We start from the raw sequence: 18,063 nt of genomic DNA, 5'->3' as shown, positions 1-18,063 counted from the left end.
CGGCGCCCTTTTGCTTTCCCCCGCCCGCCGCCCGCATCGAACCTCGCATGGCACAAGAGAGCATCAACGGCTACACGCGTCACTGGTGGAAAGAAGCGGTTGTTTACCAAATTTATCCGCGTAGCTTCCAGGACTCGAATGGGGATGGCATCGGCGATCTGCCGGGCATCACGTCGCGCCTGGATTATCTGAAGAATCTTGGCGTTGATGTCCTGTGGCTTTCGCCACACTATGATTCGCCGAATGCCGACAATGGGTATGACATCCGCGATTATCGCAAGGTGATGCGAGAGTTTGGCACCATGCAGGATTTTGATGACCTGCTTGCCGGTGTCAAGGGACGTGGCATGCGTATGATTGTCGACCTTGTCGCGAATCACACATCGGACGAGCATGCGTGGTTTGTTGAGAGCCGTAAATCCAAAGACAATCCCTATCGCGATTACTATCTATGGCGCCCTGGCAAGCCTCAGCCAGACGGCCAGTTGCTGCCACCGAATAACTTCGGATCTGCATTTTCGGGTCCTGCGTGGACGCTGGATGCATCGACCGGCGAATACTATCTGCACTTATTCGCGGAGAAGCAGCCGGACCTGAACTGGGACAATCCGAAGGTGCGTGACGAGGTCTACGACCTGATGCGCTTCTGGCTGGACAAGGGTGTTGATGGCTTCCGCATGGACGTGATTCCGTTCATCAGCAAGGACGCGGCTTTTCCGGATGTGCTGCCGCATGAGAGCCAGGTGCACATCAACGCCAATGGTCCGCATCTGCACGAGTATCTGCGGGAGATGAACGATCGTGTGCTCTCGCACTATGACTGCACGACGGTGGGTGAGGCACATGGCATCACCATCGAGGACACTCCGCAGTTAGTGGATGAGCGTCGCCACGAATTGAACATGATCTTCAACTTCGACACGGTGCGCTTGAATCGCGATGGGCGCAACTGGCGGCGCTGGTCGCTGCCCGAGTTGAAGGCGATCTACACGCGCCAGGATGTTGCTCTTGGCAAGCACTCGTGGAACACGATCTTCCTCGCCAACCATGACAATCCCAGGCTGGTGAGCGCCTTCGGTGATGATTCTCCCGAATATCGCGAGAAGAGCGCCAAATTACTCGTGACGATGTTACTCACGCTGAAAGGGACGCCGTATCTATACCAGGGTGACGAGCTCGGGATGACGAACTATCCCTTCCGATCCATTGAAGAATACGACGACATTGAGGCAAAGAACGCCTGGGCTCATGATGTACTAACCGGTTATGAATCGGCGGAACATTATCTGGAGAACCTTGCCAAAGTAAGTCGCGATCATGCAAGGACGCCCATGCAGTGGGACGCATCGGCGAATGCGGGTTTCACGAGTGGGAGCAAGCCGTGGCTGGCAGTCAATCCCAATTACACCGGGATAAACGCGGCGCAGGTGGTTGCAGATCCCTACTCGGTCTATCAGTTCACGCGAAATCTGCTCGCTTTACGCAAGGCCACGTTGGCCTTGGTGTACGGTGATTTTGAAGACATGGCGCCGGAGCATCCGTCGCTCTTCCTTTACGAACGAACTCTGGGGGACGAACGTTACCTGATCGCGCTGAACTTTTCGCGGGATACGGTTGCGCTTCCGGAGCCAGTCGCGAACGGCCGTGTCGTCCTTTCGAACACGGAGGGAAAATTTGGGGAACTTAGAGGCTGGGAGGCACGTATTGTGTTGGCATGACCGCCACGCGCAGTGCAGTTGTTCTTGGAGCCTTGCTTGTTTCAGTGAGTGCCTCCGGCCAGAGTATTCGCCGTCTGGATGGAACGCGCATCGCGGCTGAGGATGCCGGTCAGTTTGCCGCGAAGACGCTTGAAGAAGATCACGTTACCGGAGCGCAGATCGTCGTTCTTAACGATGGCAAGACGGTGTGGAGTTATGCGTACGGTTTGCGGCATAAAGATCCCGATCAACCCATGACTACGGAGACGACAACGTGGGCTGCGTCGATTACGAAGGCAGTCTTTGCGACGTATGTCATGCAGTTAGTGGAGCGGCATCAGTTCGATCTGGATAAGCCGATTGCGCAGCAGTTGCCGAAGCCGCTGGACGAGTACGAAGCGTACAAGGATGCTGCATCCGAGATCGTGAAAGATCCTCGCTGGTCCAAGCTGACGCCGCGCATGTGTCTTTCGCATACGTCCGGTCTGCTGAACATCGCGCGTATGCAGGAGCCGGAAGGAAAGCTCCGATTCCACTCTGAGCCCGGCGACCATTATTCGTACTCCGGTGAAGGCATCAACCTGGTGCAATTTGTTCTTGAGCAACAGCAGGGCAAGCCGCTGGACATCCTCATGCAGGACGCTATCTTCGGGCCCCTTGAGATGACACGGACATCGGAGATCTACCAGAAGCGGTTCGCAGATAACGTGGCTGACCGATTCGACCGGGATGAGAGATTTCATGCACAAACGCGACGTTTTCCTGCAAGAGCTGCCGGCAATATGACAACGAGCGCGGAGGACCTGGGGCGCTTTGCCGAGGCACTCTTCGCCGGGAAAATCCTCAGTGCAAAGACGCAGCAGCAGATGCTCTTTCCGCAAGTACGCATTCAGACGCTGCATCAATTTGCCTTCGCGAAGAACGAGCCTGAGGGAGTGGAGGCGAAGCAGGTCGGCCTCGCCTACGGTGTGGGCTGGGGTCTGTTGACGCATACGCGCTTCGGGCCGGCTTTCTTTAAGGAAGGGCACGGCGATGGTGCGCAAAATTACATGATCTGTTTCACGCGGCGGCGGGACTGCATGGTCGTGCTGACGAACAGTGACAACGGCGAACTCGCGTTTCGTCCGCTGCTGGAGAAGATTCTGGGCGACTCAGTGACCCCTTGGGAGTGGGAGGGATACACGCCTGCCGCCATAGCGGCTGGCCGTGCGAATCCGTAGGTCGGCCATCCCCTTATCGAAGCGGTGATTCGTGCAAAAACCACAGGCCGCCGCGCTTCCCGCTCCAGTATCCTAGGCATAATGGCTAACCCCGCACAGTCCCCGGAGCTTTTGCATCGCACGTCTCCCTCCACGGAGCCGCCTGTGCGGCCGCAGTCTCACGTTGACGATCAGTTTGAAGGGGCCGCACCGTTTTCGTCGTGGGGGCGCTACCCGAACTACAACGCGACCGTGGTGCCACTAAGCTGGCAGACGGATTTTCCTGCCGTTGTGAAGAAGTACGACGGTATGGCCAGTGGCGCGCTTGCCGTGGGAATGGGCCGCAGCTATGGCGATAGCTGCCTGCTGAAGGATGGTCACCTGCTGGTGACGACGGGAATGAACCGCCTGCTGGCCTGGGATCAGGAGACGGGTATTCTGACCGCCGAAGCGGGCCTCACGCTGGCTCAGCTGCTCGATTTTGCTGTTCCTCGTGGATACTTCCTGCCCGTCTCGCCCGGCACGAAGTACGTAACCCTTGCGGGAGCGGTGGCGAACGACATCCACGGTAAGAACCATCACGTGAACGGTACCTTTGGTCGGCATGTCACGCAGTTTGAGCTGGTGCGTAGTGATGGCACGCACATGCTCTGCTCCCCAACGGAAAACCCCGACTGGTATGCGGCCACCATCGGTGGACTTGGGCTGACCGGCGTCATCACATGGATCCAGATCCGGCTGAAGCCCGTTGTCTCGCGGTTGATTGATTACGAGGGGATTCAGTTTCACGGCGTTGACGAGTTCCTCGCGCTGACCGAACAGTACAAACACGTGGAGTACACCGTTAGCTGGATCGACTGCAGCAGCACCGGCAAGAACTTTGCTCGCGGCATCTTCATGCTGGGCGATCACTCCAAGATTCCGGATCAATTGACGATCTCACCGGAGCCGAAGCTGGTCTTCCCGTTTGACGCGCCCAGCATGGCGCTGAACTCGGCTACGGTGTCGGCGTTCAATACGGTCTTCTTCCATAAGCAGATCAAGCCGCGTGTGCGTGCCCTGCAGGACTACGAGCCGTTCTTCTATCCGCTGGACAAGGTGCTGCACTGGAACCGTATGTACGGCAAGAGCGGCCTGTTGCAGTTTCAGTACGCCATCCCGTGGGAGAGCGCGCGCGAGGGCACGATTGCCATTCTGAACGAGGTGGCGAAGTCCGGCCTGGCCAGCTTCCTTGCGGTGCTGAAGGCATTTGGCGATGTGCCATCGCCCGGCCTGATGAGCTTTCCGCAGCCGGGCATTACGCTGGCCCTGGACTTCCCGATCAAACCGGACAAGAGCTTCCCGCTCTTCGACCGTCTCGCGAGCATGACGCTGGACTACGGCGGCAAGCTGTATCCCGCGAAGGATGCGCGTATGACTGCGGCGCAGTTCCAGACAGCGTATCCGCAGTGGCAGCAGTTCGCGCGCTACAAGGATCCGTTGCTGACCAGCAGCTTCTGGGAGCGGGTCACGCAGCAGTAGATCTGCCTGCAGGCAATGAAAGGGGCGCGGCTTTGGCCGCGCCCCCTTACATTCAGGATTGTGACAGTTTGTGTCTCGGATCCCACCCATCGAGCGAGACGTGGGGCACCTAATCTGGTGGCTAGTAGCTGTTGTCGTCCCCGCCTCTATCTCCGCCGTCAAAGCCGCCGTCGTCGAAGCTGCCAGAGTCATCGGCAAAATTTGAACCGTCGTTGCCGCTGTCGTCACTGGATCCCAGAAAGCCATGGGATTCACCGCGCCGGTCTTCAATGTCCGAACTGACGCCGCCGTTGTAATCGTCTGCCTTGGCCAGGCGATCGCCGAAGCCACCCCCGCCGCTGTCAGCGGGACGGTCTTCGTAGTAGTTGTTTACGACTTCTCCGCCACCGAAGCCACGCTCTCCACCGCCGTGACCGAAGCCGCTGAAGACGTCTTCGATCGCTCGGAAGGCGAACTCACCTGCGACGACGCCTGCCGCAGTTTGCATCGCGCCCTGCAGGAACCCACCGCCGCCTCCGCCGAACATGCCGCCCTGAGGCTGACCGCCATAGCCATACGGTGCGCCCTGGGGTGGGTATCCATAGGCGGGTTGTCCGTATCCCGGCTGTCCGTAGCCGGGCTGCACGGGGTAGCCCTGTTGCGGCGGTGCCGGTGCGTTCGTTACCGGGGCATAGCCGGGTGTGGAGGAGGGAGCGCCGTAGCCGGTCGGATTGGAATATCCCGGAGCCGGGTTCCCTTGCCGGGGCGGTTGCTGCTGTTGCTCATCATCCTTGCCAAGTCCGAAGAGATTCCCGAGGAAGCTGCCGTGCTTCTCAGGCTGCGCCTGCCGCAGGGAGTCGATCTCTTCACGTGCTGCTGCAAGGTCGCGTTGTCCCTTGTCCATGGCGAAGCCCTGCACCAGGACGGTCTGGCAAAGGATGTAGAGCGCGTCAGGATTCGTGCCGAGCGTGCGCTGTAGCAGCGCCTCGGCCTCCGTGTCCTTGCTGGCGAGCTGTGTGCCGTTGACGCGATCGATCAAGCCATTCAGAAGCTGCTGTTCCTGCTGTGTCATGCCCTTGCCTTCTCTCCTGGATTCCACGACGCCTGCGCGTCCACAAGTGGGACGCGGCGAGACCCCGAAGGTTGTCCCCATGAGTGGTACGCCACTTTGGTGCGGAAGTTCCACGCCACTCGCAAAGATGCCAGAAGCCGCGCGCCACTTCTGGCATCGTATGAGTGGATGATCTACCGAAGCCTTACGATAGTGCCCCTGCTGGCTGCAGCCCTCACCCTTCACGCGCAGGAGAAGCCGCTTCCCGCGATTGAGACGCTGCGCAAGCTGGCGCTGGAGCAGAACGCAGCCACAGAGAAGCAGCGCGAGCGATACCTTTGCCGGGTCCGCACCGAAACGACGCAGCTGGACGGTAAAGGCGGCGAAAAGAAGGTCGATGACGATGAGCGCGAGATCTTCTTCGTGAAGCAGCGTCAGATCACGCAGACGGTCACGCACAATGGGAAACCTTTAACCGGCGGCGATGCGAAGAAAGAGATCGATAAGGTCAAGAAGCAGATCAAGGATGCCGAAGCGGGTAAGCCAAATCCAAATGGCATCAGCCAGTCGGAGATTCTGCGGTTAATCAAGTTGACCAACGAGCGTCGCGTGATGGTGTCGGGCAGGCCGACCATCGTGTTCGATGGCGTTGGCGATCCATCGCAGAAGGCCAACGGCATGATTGAAAAGGCTGTCGAAGCCATGGCCGGGACCATATCGGTCGACGAAGCGAGCGGTCACGTGCAGGACACCAATGTGCATGGCACGCGCGATGTGAAGTTGGCCGGTGGCCTGCTGGCCAACATTCATAAGGGCTTTTTGCTGCACATCGTTACAGCGCCGAAGGCTGACGGCGTGTGGCTGGTGCAGGAGGTGTGGGGTTCCGGCGATGCTCGCGTCGGCCTGTTCATGCACCCCAGCTATCGTTTCCACCAAGTCACGGAGAGTTGCAGACTCTTCGACGTCAATGCTGACTCAGTGGAGAACCTGCAGGAAAAGCATTAATTCTGTGCAAGCAGTAAGCTTCTGCCCATGAAAAAATACACGCTTCGTCTCGCTGGATTCGCCCTGGCCGCGCTGCTGTCCGTGGCGGCGCATGCACAAGTCACGAATCAGGATGACAATGTCGCGCGGCCTGTTGACGCGTATGCGGCGCAGGCGCCCATGCCGGCGAATCCTTCCTTGCCCAGCCTCTGGATCGTGGGCGATTCCACCGCGCAGAACAAGGCTGACCTCGGCTGGGGCGATCATCTTTCGCACTACGTCGACACCTCGCGCATCAACGTGGTGAACCGGGCGCGTGCCGGTCGATCAAGCCGGACCTTCATGCACGAGGGCGCGTGGGATCTCGTGCTCGCCAGCCTGAAGCCCGGTGACTACGTCCTAATTCAGATGGGCCACAATGACGGCGGCGATCTGGACGGAGCCAAGCCGCGTGGCACGCTGAAGGGCGTGGGGGAAGAGAGCAAGGAAGTCACTCTGCCGAACGGATCGCATGAGACGGTGCACACCTTCGGCTGGTATCTGCGCAAGTACATTACGGATGCGCGCGCAAAGGGCGCGACGCCCTTGCTGCTGGGGCTGACCGTGCGCAACATCTGGACGGCTGGCCACATCGAGCGGGACATGGGCTATGACGGCTTCATCCAGCAGGTAGGCGTCCAGACCCACGTACCCTATCTCGACGTCTCGAACGTTGAGGCAGACCGTCTGGAGAAGCTGGGGCCCGAAGCCACAGCAAAGTTATTCCCCATCGACCACACGCATACTAGCGCGGATGGGGCGGAACTGGTGGCCGGCAGCGTTGCTGAGGCCCTGCGTCGCGACGGCACGCTCGCCCGATACCTGAAGTAGGGAACAGCGCGTTTTCTGTCTCGAGGCAGTGTCTTGACTGCAATGGGAGTCATTGCGTTTTATGGCGTCGGGTGGACGCAGCACTGCAGGGCTTAGGGCATTCCAGCCATGCGGCTCTGGGCATCAAAAATGATGGAGTCATAGCCATGAGACGAACTGCCCAACTCCTTTCAATTGCCTTGCTCGCTTCCACCTTGGGGGCTTACGCGCAACAGCAGACGAACGGCCCCGCCCCGCAGCAGTCGCAAGGCCGCAGTCCGGGTGGTGATGTGGGCAGCGGCACGGGCGACATCGGCAAAGGCGTTGGGAAGGGGGCCGGGTCTGCTGCGAAAGACACCGGCAAGGGAGCTGGGCAGTTGGCCACGCTACACCCGTTGAACGCCGCAGGCGACGTGGGCAAGGGAGCCGGAACCGCAGGCAAAGACGTCGGCGTCGGTGCGGTGAAGGGGACCGGCAAGATCGTCAAGGGGACCGGGCGCGGTATCAAACACATTTTCTGAATACGCTTGCTGCCAGTAGTTTGTGCGCAACAGAAAGGCCCGCACCGATCCGGCTGCGGGTCCTCTTCGTTGCTCGGATTGCCGGTTACATCACAGCCTTCACGTCAGTCACGCCGTAGCCGGGGTTGAGCAGGCTGCAACAACTGTCGGTACGACCACAGAAGCAGCTACGTTCGGCTGCCGCGTTGGCGCTTCGCTCTGCGTAGATCTTCTGTGCGGCGATGAGGCCGGTGCCGAATGCGAAGCCGGTCAGTTTCAGATCCTGCACCAGCACCTGTTCCAGCGCGCCGATGAGGGCGATGGTGTCGAGATAATCGAAGAAGCCGAGGTGTGCGATGCGGAGGATCTGGCCTTTCATCTCGCCTTCTCCGTCGGTGATGATGGCGCCAAAGCGATCGTTCAGTGCCTGCACGATGCTCGTTGAGGGGATGCCCTCGGATGCGATCACTGCCGTTGCTGCTGCCGACGAAACATCGGCACTGAAGAGCTTCATGCCCATGGCGAGGCACGCCGCGCGGGTCATGGCGGCAGTCGTCTCGGCGTTCTCGATGAACTTCTTACGACCCTCGACGAGGTTGCCGTCGGCCTGCGCTGCGACGTAGTCCAGAGCCGCACCCAGTGCGGCGATCAGCGAAACCGGTGGCGTATAAGCACTCTCGCCGCTCCTGTTGTTCTTGCGCTCCTTGCGTAGATCGAAGTAATAGCGCGGGTTATAGCTTGCCTCCATGCGGTCCCACGCGTTCTCGCTGACGGCAAGGTAAGACAGGCCGGGCGGGATCATCACAGCGTTCTCCGATCCGCCAATCATCAGGTCTACGCCCCAGGCATCCATGTCCAGATGCGTGGTTCCGAGGCCCGTCACCGCATCGACGACCAGCAGGGCCTCACTCCGTGTGTCTTTCAGCAGCCTGGCCACGGCCGGTACGCAATGGCGAACGCCTGTGCTGGTCTCGGTCGCCTGCATGAAGACGGCGCGTGTCTCCAGCTTGAGCGCGGACTTGACCGCGTCCAGCGCGAAGGTCTCGCCGTAGGGCGCACGCACGACGTCGACCGCGCAGCCAAAAGACTTTGCAAGTGCAACCCATTGCTCGCCTGATTTGCCAGCGGTCAATACCAGCACGCGGTCGCCGGGCGAGGTCAGGTTCGACACAGCGGCTTCCATTGCTCCCGTGCCGCTGGAGGACAGGACAACAACGTCATTCTTTGTGCCGACAAACTCTTTCAACTGGCCCAGCACGCGCGTGAACAGGGCACGGAACTCGGGCGTGCGATGGTGCATGTCCGCGGCGGCCATCGCGAACTGCGCTGCTGGAAGCAAAGGCGTCGGACCGGACGTGAAGAGGCGTGTCTTGCGGATCATGATGATAGTTTAGCGAGTCAGCGAGCGGTCGGCGGGTTAGGCCTTCTGCCATTCTGCGGGATCTTGTGAGCTTTGCCTGAAGCTCTCTTTCGGAAGGGCACGGCTTCAGCAGTGCCGAAATAGCACCCTCACGAAACGCGCGGCCAAGGCTGGTCGCAGGAGAGAAAGGTGCGTCCCGCGCCTGGAAGAACATCGCTGGCTGGCTCGCCCCACGGCGCTAAACTGGATGGGACGAGGAACATCGAAGATGGCGATCAGCGAACAAATTGGTAAAGACATCATCACGGCCATGAAGGCCAAAGAGCCGTTCAAGGTAGAGACGCTGCGCATGGCGAAGTCTGCCTTCAAGAGCAAGGAGATCGACAAGCGTGAGGCGTTGACGGATGCCGAAGAGATCTCGATCCTGCAGACCATGATCAAGCAGCGCAAGGACGCAGCCGAGCAGTTTGCCAAGGGCAATCGGCCGGAACTGTCTGCGAAGGAGCATGAGGAGATCAAGCTGCTGGAGATCTACATGCCGCAGACCGCGGGCGATGATGAGATCCGTACAGTGATTCAAGGTGCCATTGCGCACCTGGCGAAGGACGGTCCGAAGCCCGGCCCGAAGGACATGGGCGCAGCCATGCGTGTTGTCCAGGCCCGCATCATGGCCAGCGGCCTGCACGCCGATAACAAAACGGTAAGCACGATCCTCAAGGAAGAACTGGCGAAGGACTAGCCGCGTGCGGGTTTCAAATCAGACCGGGCAGATTCTGCTGGGGATTGGGGTCGCCGCACTGGCGGCCCTTTTCTATGTCGTGCGCGATCTGCTCCGTCACTGGCGAGTCTGGCATCTGCCGGCGGTCGCGATCTGCATTGCCGTGATGGTGCTCTTGGCCAGATATCTGGTGCGGCCCAGGTAGTTGCGTACCCCATTCCTTGCGAAGCAAAGGGTGCGATATCGCGTGAAACGCGATCTTTCCATTGAGTATCTGGTTCGCGCGAGCGCGAATATCCCACCCTTTTTGCGAGGAAGCTGCAAAGAAATGGGGCACCCGGGGATAGCGTGGCTGGTACCCGAACTTACTCGCGGATGACTTTGACGAAGACGCCGTCCGGCAGAGTCTTGCCACCCAGTAGAACGATCGAGCCATCGCGCACAAAGCCACGCAGCATCTCGCCGGCAGCAGGGGCAGATGGACGTGGCTCGGCCGGTAGAGGATCCATCCGCTTCGGCGCAGGTGGCTCGGAGGACTTGGTGGGATAGGGAATTGCCTTAAGCGGCGGTGCGGCTGCGGGCCGGCCCATGCCGCGATCCATGGCTTCGTTGGCCAGGCGATCGGCGGTCTTGTTCTTGTGGCGCAGGGCGTGGCTGATGTTGAAGAACTCCAGCTTCGCAATGCGGCGCTTTGCCTCTTCCCACAGCGGCTTCAGATCGGGGCTGTTGACCTTGTACTTGCCCTGGATCTGCTTGACCATCAATTCGCTGTCGCTGACCAGGCGCACGCGCAGGTGGTTGTGATCGATGGCCCACTGCAGGACGCCGAGGAGGCCGCTGTACTCCGCGTAGTTATTCGTCTTATGGCCGAGGAACTCGCTGAGTTCGGCGAGCACCGTGCCGTCTTCCGCGGCGATGACTGCGCCATAGCCGGCCGGGCCAGGATTGCCGCGCGCGCCTCCGTCGCAATGGGCAAGAACAGTGCCGCCCGTGCTGCGGGATCTGGTGGAAGCTTCGGCTGCGAAAAGGTCTCCGTTAGGCATCGACTGATTATCGCCGAGTCGCCATGTGGTAGCCACAAGACCGGGTGCCCCCTTCATGACAGCTCTACCGTCAGGATTGGGTTTCAGTAAGCGTGTAAAACCCACTCGTGCGCAGAGCGCGCATGAGTGGGGCGGGCCCGGCGCGCATGAAAGATTACCCGCTTGTGTGTCTAAAGCAGGGTCGAGCCGCTCACGAAGATCTGGTCCGGCTTGTTGCCGAGCAGGCGGTAGAGAGCGAACTGCCGCGCGTGTTGCATGCGCAGTTCCATCAGGAGGCTGGCTCGATTGCTGCCGTCCGCGTCGACCACGTCGATCAGGCGGTAGCGCGGTGTGCGGTCCAGATGCATCGCGTCCGTCACGGAGCGCATCGCGGGCTGCAGGCGACCTTCGGCATCGGTCTGCGCCACGATGGTTACGTAGCGCTCCGGCGTGCTGTCCGTCGCCGGCATACGCGCGCTGAAGGTGTAGGTGATCGGCGCAGAAAAATAGAGCTGAAAGGCGTTGACCTCTTCGTCCGCAAACTCGGCGGTTGCTACTGCCACCGGCTTCGCGGCGGCATGGCTTCGCGTCGTGGTGCGGGTTGCGGCGCTGCCGGTATGAGCCGTCGTGTGGGCGCCTGCAGCTTTCGTCGCAACGGGCTTTGTCGTCGAGGGTTTTGAGGCAGGGGTGTTGGCGGTGTTCGCACCGGAGACTGCGCCGGAGGGAGCGTCGGTCGCGAGTGCTGGATTCGCCAGCACAGCCCGGGCCATATCCTCCAGGGTGTTCACGACGGTCGCGCGCTCGGTATTACTGGCGAACTTGTAGCGGTAGTCGTGTGGCGCGCGTTCCTTCGCATCGCTTACAGCGACAAGCGAATCAAGCGGAGCCGGGATCGCCGGCGCGATCGCGTTCGGATTCGTTCCGGGCTTTGGAGCGGACTTCGCAAGCGCAGCAGCCTGCCCGGCGGTGATCTTCGGTTGAGCGGGTTCTGGCGGAGGGGCAGAGACCCGGCCACGACGCAGTACCGGGCCGCCGGACATGGTGGAGCCGGCGCTGATGGTCGACCCGTCGTCCGAGGTGGTGTTGGTCGACGCGCTGCCATCCGCGTTGACGGCGGTCGGCGCAGATTTTGCTGGCGCATTGTTCGCAGCCACCGTTGTGTCTTTCGCCTTCGCAGCCTTTGCTTCGTGACTGGCAAGATCGATGGGATCCGGTGGCAAAGCGTTTGGATCGTCCTCATCGGTCGTGCGATGACGGATCTTCGGCCGGTCCAGGTCATCCGCGGGGCCGCTGTTCGCGGTCACCGTCGCCGGTGGTGGCTTGGGAGCCTTTTTGTCCGGCTTGCCCGCCGCGCCGGTATTGTTCGCGGTGGTCTCGGGCGAGCGGTGCAGCGTTGGGCGCTCGGGGTCCGGTGTGTTTTTGTCTTTTGGCGAATCGTCCGACAGTGTGATGTGTTCCGACGGATCGTCATCCTGGCAGGGATCGGGGGCCGAGCGACGGCCAAAGCGGGGACCGCTGTCAGCCTTGGTGTCCGACGGCTTCGCGTCGGCTTTAACATCGGACTTGGCATCGTCCGTCGAATCGGACTTCGAGCCGAAGTGCGGTTTGCTGTCGTCCTTCTTGCCGTTGTCGCTTTCTTTCACCACGCGCGCCGTACTGGGGTTGCAGTTGGCCTTCAGCTTCGCGGTCCGCGGTGGTGTCGGCGGCACCACGTGGCCGTAGGCGAACCAGCCATCGTCAAAACTCTGTGCTGCCGCTGAGGCAGAGCTGGCGAAGTTGCGCGCGACCAGCAGGTCGAGGAAGTTTTGTTGTGTGCCGGACTTCTGTAACTCGTACCGGAAGCCGGTCTGAATGGCAAAGGGAATGGGCCGGGCCAGGTAGACGCCCGCATCTTCGAAATGACCGCCGATGAAAAGGGAAACCGGGATGAATCGGGCTGCCCTGGGGTGCTGTGCGTCGCCAACATACTCGTAGACACCCACGGCCCGCGTCACCTGGTCAGGTGCGGCCACCTTGTGCATCTGCGCCCGCATGGAAGGGACTGCGATCGGCAGCGCTGCCACCGCAGCGGCAGCAAGCGGCAGTACATGGGTCACAAAGCGGCGAAGGGACGAGCGGGCGTGCTTCATCAAAGTGTTGGACGACGATTCTACGCGGAAGGCACACCCGGCGCCCGCTCGGCAATTCACGGCAGCCTGACGGGGTCGCCGACGCGCAAGCAGGCCATCGTTTCCACAGTCGCGTAGACGCCCACGCGTCCCTCATGATGCCGATCCAGGTGTTTCATCAGGGCCGGATCGGCGGCAGCGGTCTCCGGATCGAGGGTGACGATGCGACATCGTGGGTCGCGCTCTGTGATGTGCAGGATGGCATCTGCACCAAGACGGATCGACCGGCCGACCAGACCATCCTCAGCGAAACCCTCGTTGGCCGGCGGAAAATCCAGCAGAAGATTCGCACGAAACCGTCTCGCGTCCACCGGCCGGCCGAGTTCCTGCCCCAGCTGCCGGACGGTCGCGTAACCCAGCATGGCGATCGGCCGCACGTCTGTCATCGGTGTCTGCGAACGGACGAGTTGTAGTGAGTGCTCGCCCGGCAGGTGATGGGCGATGGCTGCGAGCAGGGCAGGGTCATGGATGGAAAAGCGCGCGCCGTCCGGAGTCGTCACTGCGGTAGAGTCACCGTCGCCCGACGCAGAGAAGAGCAGCATCGCCGCGCGTTCCGCACCGGAGAGCATCGGTTTGCCGCGTGGCGCACCAGAACTTCGGACGGCCCACCGCCGGTCGCCCGCGATGCCGTGTTCGTCCAGTTGCAAAGAGGACAAGCGTTCACCGCGCATGCCCTTCACCGGGTAGCGCCACAGCTCGGCAATGGTGGCGATCATATCGGGCATGGCCTCCCTGATGATTCCACAGGCGGAGGCGGCAGCCGCCGGGTAAGCTGTTGCCATGCAGATTGGTGACCAGGTCGACTTCGAACTCCAGAACCAGAACGGCGAGACGGTCTCGCTTGCGCAATTCCGCGGATCGCCCGTTGTGTTGTTCTTCTACCCGCGCGCGGATACGCCCGGGTGCACCGTGGAGGCCTGCGAGTTTCGCGATCTCTATAGTGATCTCAAGGCTGAAGGCGCAGTCCTGCTCGGCATCTCGCGCGATGCGGTGAAGGCGCAGAAGAAGTTCGCGGATAAATTTTCGCTGCCCTACACGCTGCTGGCCGACCCTGATCTGAAGGTCTGCAAGCAGTTCGACCTGGTCCGCGAGGGCAGCATGTACGGCAAGCCCGTCACCAAGATCGAGCGGTCCACGTTTGTCTTCGATCGTGCGGGAAAGCTGGAAGCCGAGTTCCGCAAGGTGAAGCCGGAAGGCCACGCGGCAGAGATGCTCGCATTGGTAAAGGGCGTCAGCTAAATATCCGTGCCGTGTTCTACACGGCTTGCCCCGCAAGCGCAGCTATACATTCTTTGGTCGGGGTTTCAGACCCGCAGGACTATGCCGCTGGCAGTGTGAGTGGTTTTTCCGGGGTGAAGATGGCCTCGGTGCCGCGTTCCGGTGCAGCATCCGGGATGATCTTCTTGCCCTCTTCGCCGGTCGCAGTGATCACCTCCGACAAGACGGTGGTGCCGTTTACTTTGACTACCTGCAGGCTCAGTTCGCCTGCGCTGGTCATCTGTCCGGCTGCCGCCGCGGCCACAACGGTCAGTTCGACGGGTGCGCCCGCCGGAGCGTCGCCAACCGGTGCCACGAGTATGCCGCGTACGATGTCACCGTTCCTGGCGTGGCCACTGTCGACGGGGCTTTGCAATCGCACCTGGATGGGTGTGCCTGCCTTCACGCCATTCCGAAAGGTTGCAATGCCGGGCAGGAGTGCCGTTCCATCCGGCAGGCCATTGCCGTCTGCATCTCCCGTTACTCCGACCGACGCTGTTGCGTTCGGCGCGCTTGTGCCCTTCGGGCCGCGAAAGCCTGCGCGATACCGCGGCACGCCGGTGATACCGGCTGCAGGAGAGCGTGTGCCAGCGTCGCCGGCCTGCTTTGCCTGCGAGCCGAGTGTCGCGGAGTTAGCCGTGGCCGCAGCCGAGGCGGCTTGCGCACTCGCAGCCGCGGGGCTGATCGCCGCCGGTGCTGCTGCCTGTGTGCTCCCGGCAGAGGATGGCGCAGCACTTTGAGCTGTAGCCACAGTTTGAGGCGAGACCGCGGCTGCGCCGATCAATGCCGCCGCCAGGATTGAAGTGACTATACCCATGCATTGAATGGATGGCAGCGCGATGTGGCCGGGTTGCAGCCGGCGATGTCAATCTGGCGCAGGAAAGGCGCAACCTTTGGGGCATATACAGATCCGCCGCCGCATCCTTCCGTATCGAGGAAGCATCCTGTTGAAAGGACTTTCAGACAGGCGATTCACCGGCCTCGCGGTGCATCGGAACGTAGAAGTAAAGGAAAGAACATGGCGGCGAAACAACAGGATGTGATCATAGTGGGCGCTGGCCCCACCGGTCTGGCGTTGGCCGCGGAGCTTCGCCGGCTGGGCGTGAATGCGATGCTCTTCGAGAAAGAGTCGTACGCCGGCACCACTTCGCGTGCAACGGTCGTACATGCCCGTACGCTTGAGGTGCTGGAACCTCTGGGCATCTCGAAGCGACTCATCGACAACGGCCTGATCCTGCATACGGCGCACCTGCGTGAGGGCTCGGAGATCAAGGCGACCATCAGCTTTGATGATTTGCCCACAGCATACAGCTACATCCTGGTGTGCACGCAGGACCGCACGGAGTCCGTGCTGACCCAGCGGCTGCAGGAGCTGGGCGGTCACGTCACTCGCTGCATCGACGTCACATCGTTGGCGCATACACCCGACTCCGTCACGCTGACGTACACGGCCGCGGGCGTCCTGGTACAGGACATCACCGCAGGCTGGGTGGTTGGTTGCGACGGGCTGCACAGCATCGTGCGCCAAGCCGCCGGCATCGCCTTCGAAGGCGGCGATTACGAAGAGAGCTTCATCCTCGCCGATGTCGAGATGGATTGGCCGCTGGGCCGCGACGCGATGGAACTCTTCCTGCATGAGGCGGGCCTGACGCTCGTGGTCGCTCTGCCGGGTGGCCTGTATCGCATCATCGCCACGGTTGCGGACGCACCGAAGCATCCCACGATCTCCGACTGCCAGAAGATTTTGAACGAGCGCACCGTTCCCGGCGCTGTCGTGCACAACGTGCATTGGTCTTCACGTTTTCGCATTCAGCATCGCGTTGCGCGCAAGCTGAGGCAGGGCCGGATCCTCATCGCAGGTGATGCAGCGCATGTGCATTCGCCCGCCGGCGGACAGGGTATGAATACCGGTATCCAAGACGCAACGACGCTCGCCGCTGCTCTGCATCAGGCCATCGCAACGGGCGACGAGAGCGGCATCGCGAAGTGGGAGGCGGAGCGGCTGAAGATCGCTCGCAACGTTGTCAGCACGACAGACACCATGACGAAGCTCGCGGCAACGTCGTCGCCGGTGATGCATGCGGTGCGGGATGCAGTGCTTGGCCTGGTTGGCCATGTACCGGTGCTGGGACACGCGGTCGCGCGGCGACTTTCGGAAATCGATAACAAGTAAGTATCCGGGCGATACTCGTGTTGTTTGGGTAACCCCAATCCTGCGAAGCAAAGGGTGGGCTGTCGCGGCCGGATTCGAGGCGACGATAGTTTTTCAGGATGACGTCACGAAGACTGAAAGCCCGGCGCGAGGCCGGGCTTTCGATGTTGCTTGCGGTTGCACGGACACGCGCGAAGCGCGTCGAGTCAGCGCAAAGTGCTCAGAGATTGAGCTTCTTGAACATCGAGTCCGGGATCGCTCGGACGACAGCCATGATGGGACGCCACTTGGCCGGCACGTACATCACGCCGCCTTCGCCCTTGGCGATGGCATCCGCAATGGATTTCGCGACCGCATTCACATCTGCAAACTTTTCATTGCCCTTCATGCTGGCAGTCATCGCGGTCTTTACTGGACCGGGCTTGATCGTCAGCACAGCAACGCCTTCGCGGTCCACGCGATTGCGCAGGCCGTCGACGAAAGCGGTCAGGCCGGCCTTCGACGCTCCATAGACATAGTTGCTTTTGCGACCGCGATCCCCGGCGACGGAGGACAGTACGGCAAGCGTCCCACGTCCCTGCTTCACGCAGAAGTTCGCTAGCCAGGTGAGCATGCTGACGGGCGCGGTCAGGTTGGTGTGCAGAATCTGTTCTGCGTGTGCGGCATCCATCTCTGCCTGAGGCTGATCGCCGAGGATGCCGAAGGCGAGGTACGCCACGTCGAGGCCGCCGAGCTGTGTGATGGCATGGGCCATCAGGCTGGCATGGTCTTCAAGCCTGTCCAGATCCGCCACGGCAATGTCCACAAAGGCCGCGCCGCGCACGCGCAGGTCACCGGCCATGGCGTTCAACTTGCTCTCAGACCGACCCACCAGGAAGATGTTCGCGCCCTGTGCCGCCCACATGCGGCAGGTAGCCTCCGCAATGCCGGAGGTAGCGCCCAGCACCAGGTAGCGCTTCGGAGTGTGCGATGCATCATGCTTTGCCAGCGGTGTTTCCAGTGCAGGTGTCGTCTCAGCCATGGTTTGATCCTTTGCAACGAGACTAACAAAGCTCGGACATGTGGGCGGTGGTATCCCAGGCAGGGATCTACTCTGCGGTCTTGCGCAGCAGAGCGATGAGCGTGCGTTGTTCCGCAGTATCGAGTCGTGTCAGCGCATGCCTGCTTGCCTCCAGACGGAACTGCTCCAGCTTCGCCATCAAGCGTCGACCGCTGGCCGTTACCGTCACGCGGACGATCCGGCGGTCTTCGTCGGATCGTTCCCGGGCGACATGACCTTTTTCCACCAGCCGGTTGACCAGATTCGTGGCAGAGCTGAGCGGGATCTCCATGCTCTTGGCGAGTTCGCTCATCAGCAGCGGCCCTTCGCGCAGCAGTATCCCCAGCGATCGGCTCTCGTGGGGAGACGTGTTCATGCGCGACATCTCCTGCACGTTGGTCTGTTTCAGCATGCGGAGGAACATGCCGTCCATGGCGCGCATCAGTTCGCGCGGCAATTCGTCGCTAGCGGGTGTCGCCGCTGGCTGGGCGGCGGACGTCCTGGTTCGTGTAGCCATTACGCCCATCCTATGCAGCCCGGCGTTCCCTTGCCAAGCAGAAGCCTGCG

Annotated in this window: 18 protein-coding genes; 10 read left to right on the top strand and 8 right to left on the bottom strand. The window is 61.3% G+C overall.

The window, feature by feature from the left end; genetic code table 11:
* Window positions 1-47: 47 nt before the first annotated feature.
* From BLW03_RS08375 to BLW03_RS08365, 3 genes are all read left to right on the top strand, one after another.
* On the top strand, window positions 48-1,718 hold the full coding sequence (locus BLW03_RS08375) for an alpha-glucosidase (RefSeq protein ID WP_074653330.1): 1,671 nt from the start codon (window positions 48-50) through the stop codon (window positions 1,716-1,718).
* Window positions 1,715-2,917: a serine hydrolase domain-containing protein gene (locus BLW03_RS08370; RefSeq protein WP_074653328.1), complete on the top strand. Its 1,203-nt coding sequence runs from the start codon at window positions 1,715-1,717 to the stop codon at window positions 2,915-2,917. The genes BLW03_RS08375 and BLW03_RS08370 overlap by 4 nt, the downstream gene beginning before the upstream one ends.
* A gap of 81 nt (window positions 2,918-2,998) precedes the next feature.
* Entirely contained in the window at window positions 2,999-4,417 is a 1,419-nt protein-coding gene (locus BLW03_RS08365) for an FAD-binding oxidoreductase (protein ID WP_244502013.1), read from the top strand.
* Window positions 4,418-4,538: 121 nt separating this feature from the next.
* Here BLW03_RS08365 and BLW03_RS08360 read toward each other — a convergent pair whose 3' ends face one another.
* Window positions 4,539-5,468, bottom strand: coding sequence for a DUF2076 domain-containing protein (locus tag BLW03_RS08360; RefSeq protein WP_074653324.1), 930 nt, complete (start codon window positions 5,466-5,468; stop codon window positions 4,539-4,541).
* Between the two features lie 168 nt (window positions 5,469-5,636).
* On the opposite strand from BLW03_RS08360, the gene BLW03_RS08355 reads away from it, so the two are divergent.
* The 3 genes from BLW03_RS08355 (at window position 5,637) to BLW03_RS08345 (ending at window position 7,801) form a co-directional block, all read left to right on the top strand.
* Window positions 5,637-6,452: a hypothetical protein gene (locus tag BLW03_RS08355; protein ID WP_139285145.1), complete on the top strand. Its 816-nt coding sequence runs from the start codon at window positions 5,637-5,639 to the stop codon at window positions 6,450-6,452.
* A 27-nt stretch (window positions 6,453-6,479) separates the two neighbouring features.
* On the top strand, window positions 6,480-7,301 hold the full coding sequence (locus tag BLW03_RS08350) for a rhamnogalacturonan acetylesterase (protein WP_074653322.1): 822 nt from the start codon (window positions 6,480-6,482) through the stop codon (window positions 7,299-7,301).
* 146 nt (window positions 7,302-7,447) lie between these two features.
* Complete coding sequence (locus BLW03_RS08345; RefSeq protein WP_139285144.1) at window positions 7,448-7,801, top strand: hypothetical protein; 354 nt, start codon at window positions 7,448-7,450, stop codon at window positions 7,799-7,801.
* Window positions 7,802-7,886: 85 nt separating this feature from the next.
* Here the strand turns inward: BLW03_RS08345 and BLW03_RS08340 are convergent, their stop codons facing one another.
* A complete protein-coding gene (locus BLW03_RS08340; protein WP_074653320.1) occupies window positions 7,887-9,161 on the bottom strand; it encodes a pyridoxal-phosphate-dependent aminotransferase family protein in 1,275 nt (424 codons plus the stop codon).
* Between the two features lie 247 nt (window positions 9,162-9,408).
* Between BLW03_RS08340 and BLW03_RS08335 the strand changes: the two genes are divergently transcribed.
* Both BLW03_RS08335 and BLW03_RS20840 read left to right on the top strand, forming a co-directional pair.
* Window positions 9,409-9,879: a GatB/YqeY domain-containing protein gene (locus tag BLW03_RS08335; protein WP_074653319.1), complete on the top strand. Its 471-nt coding sequence runs from the start codon at window positions 9,409-9,411 to the stop codon at window positions 9,877-9,879.
* 4 nt (window positions 9,880-9,883) lie between these two features.
* Window positions 9,884-10,063, top strand: coding sequence for a hypothetical protein (locus tag BLW03_RS20840; RefSeq protein WP_074653318.1), 180 nt, complete (start codon window positions 9,884-9,886; stop codon window positions 10,061-10,063).
* Window positions 10,064-10,223: 160 nt separating this feature from the next.
* Here BLW03_RS20840 and BLW03_RS08325 read toward each other — a convergent pair whose 3' ends face one another.
* The 3 genes from BLW03_RS08325 to BLW03_RS08315 all read right to left on the bottom strand — a co-directional run bounded on the left by BLW03_RS08325 (window position 10,224) and on the right by BLW03_RS08315 (window position 13,773).
* Window positions 10,224-10,901 carry a reverse transcriptase-like protein gene (locus tag BLW03_RS08325; protein ID WP_074655870.1) on the bottom strand — a complete coding sequence of 226 codons (678 nt, stop codon included), beginning with the start codon at window positions 10,899-10,901 and terminating at the stop codon, window positions 10,224-10,226.
* A 170-nt stretch (window positions 10,902-11,071) separates the two neighbouring features.
* Window positions 11,072-13,009, bottom strand: coding sequence for a hypothetical protein (locus BLW03_RS08320; protein WP_074653315.1), 1,938 nt, complete (start codon window positions 13,007-13,009; stop codon window positions 11,072-11,074).
* A gap of 56 nt (window positions 13,010-13,065) precedes the next feature.
* Window positions 13,066-13,773 carry an MOSC domain-containing protein gene (locus BLW03_RS08315; RefSeq protein ID WP_170834989.1) on the bottom strand — a complete coding sequence of 236 codons (708 nt, stop codon included), beginning with the start codon at window positions 13,771-13,773 and terminating at the stop codon, window positions 13,066-13,068.
* Window positions 13,774-13,828: 55 nt separating this feature from the next.
* Between BLW03_RS08315 and BLW03_RS08310 the strand changes: the two genes are divergently transcribed.
* The gene (locus BLW03_RS08310; RefSeq protein ID WP_074653312.1) at window positions 13,829-14,287 is read left to right on the top strand and encodes a peroxiredoxin; all 459 of its coding nucleotides are present in this window, start codon (window positions 13,829-13,831) and stop codon (window positions 14,285-14,287) included.
* Between the two features lie 79 nt (window positions 14,288-14,366).
* Here BLW03_RS08310 and BLW03_RS08305 read toward each other — a convergent pair whose 3' ends face one another.
* Complete coding sequence (locus tag BLW03_RS08305) at window positions 14,367-15,122, bottom strand: hypothetical protein (RefSeq protein ID WP_074653310.1); 756 nt, start codon at window positions 15,120-15,122, stop codon at window positions 14,367-14,369.
* A gap of 201 nt (window positions 15,123-15,323) precedes the next feature.
* Here BLW03_RS08305 and BLW03_RS08300 point away from each other — a divergent pair, with 201 nt between their 5' ends.
* The gene (locus tag BLW03_RS08300) at window positions 15,324-16,478 is read left to right on the top strand and encodes an FAD-dependent oxidoreductase (protein WP_074653308.1); all 1,155 of its coding nucleotides are present in this window, start codon (window positions 15,324-15,326) and stop codon (window positions 16,476-16,478) included.
* 199 nt (window positions 16,479-16,677) lie between these two features.
* Here the strand turns inward: BLW03_RS08300 and BLW03_RS08295 are convergent, their stop codons facing one another.
* Entirely contained in the window at window positions 16,678-17,478 is an 801-nt protein-coding gene (locus BLW03_RS08295; RefSeq protein WP_074653307.1) for an SDR family oxidoreductase, read from the bottom strand.
* Window positions 17,479-17,545: 67 nt separating this feature from the next.
* A complete protein-coding gene (locus BLW03_RS20160) occupies window positions 17,546-18,013 on the bottom strand; it encodes a MarR family winged helix-turn-helix transcriptional regulator (protein ID WP_170834988.1) in 468 nt (155 codons plus the stop codon).
* Window positions 18,014-18,063 lie beyond the last annotated feature (50 nt).

Source organism: Terriglobus roseus, from assembly GCF_900105625.1.
Lineage (GTDB): Bacteria > Acidobacteriota > Terriglobia > Terriglobales > Acidobacteriaceae > Terriglobus > Terriglobus roseus_B.
The sequence above is the reverse complement of the archived record's forward strand: the minus strand, read 5'-3'. Positions and strand labels throughout refer to the sequence as shown.

Bases quoted from the DNA above. Each gene is read 5' to 3' on its own strand.
- BLW03_RS08340 (WP_074653320.1), bottom strand. From the start codon at position 9,161: ATGATCCGCAAGACACGCCTCTTCACGTCCGGTCCGACGCCTTTGCTT.
- BLW03_RS08315 (WP_170834989.1), bottom strand. From the start codon at position 13,773: ATGCCCGATATGATCGCCACCATTGCCGAGCTGTGGCGCTACCCGGTG.
- BLW03_RS08305 (WP_074653310.1), bottom strand. From the start codon at position 15,122: ATGGGTATAGTCACTTCAATCCTGGCGGCGGCATTGATCGGCGCAGCC.
- BLW03_RS08320 (WP_074653315.1), bottom strand. From the start codon at position 13,009: ATGAAGCACGCCCGCTCGTCCCTTCGCCGCTTTGTGACCCATGTACTG.
- BLW03_RS20160 (WP_170834988.1), bottom strand. From the start codon at position 18,013: ATGGCTACACGAACCAGGACGTCCGCCGCCCAGCCAGCGGCGACACCC.
- BLW03_RS08335 (WP_074653319.1), top strand. From the start codon at position 9,409: ATGGCGATCAGCGAACAAATTGGTAAAGACATCATCACGGCCATGAAG.
- BLW03_RS08360 (WP_074653324.1), bottom strand. From the start codon at position 5,468: ATGACACAGCAGGAACAGCAGCTTCTGAATGGCTTGATCGATCGCGTC.
- BLW03_RS08300 (WP_074653308.1), top strand. From the start codon at position 15,324: ATGGCGGCGAAACAACAGGATGTGATCATAGTGGGCGCTGGCCCCACC.
- BLW03_RS08375 (WP_074653330.1), top strand. From the start codon at position 48: ATGGCACAAGAGAGCATCAACGGCTACACGCGTCACTGGTGGAAAGAA.
- BLW03_RS08355 (WP_139285145.1), top strand. From the start codon at position 5,637: ATGATCTACCGAAGCCTTACGATAGTGCCCCTGCTGGCTGCAGCCCTC.
- BLW03_RS08370 (WP_074653328.1), top strand. From the start codon at position 1,715: ATGACCGCCACGCGCAGTGCAGTTGTTCTTGGAGCCTTGCTTGTTTCA.
- BLW03_RS08310 (WP_074653312.1), top strand. From the start codon at position 13,829: ATGCAGATTGGTGACCAGGTCGACTTCGAACTCCAGAACCAGAACGGC.
- BLW03_RS08350 (WP_074653322.1), top strand. From the start codon at position 6,480: ATGAAAAAATACACGCTTCGTCTCGCTGGATTCGCCCTGGCCGCGCTG.
- BLW03_RS08295 (WP_074653307.1), bottom strand. From the start codon at position 17,478: ATGGCTGAGACGACACCTGCACTGGAAACACCGCTGGCAAAGCATGAT.
- BLW03_RS08345 (WP_139285144.1), top strand. From the start codon at position 7,448: ATGAGACGAACTGCCCAACTCCTTTCAATTGCCTTGCTCGCTTCCACC.
- BLW03_RS08325 (WP_074655870.1), bottom strand. From the start codon at position 10,901: ATGCCTAACGGAGACCTTTTCGCAGCCGAAGCTTCCACCAGATCCCGC.
- BLW03_RS08365 (WP_244502013.1), top strand. From the start codon at position 2,999: ATGGCTAACCCCGCACAGTCCCCGGAGCTTTTGCATCGCACGTCTCCC.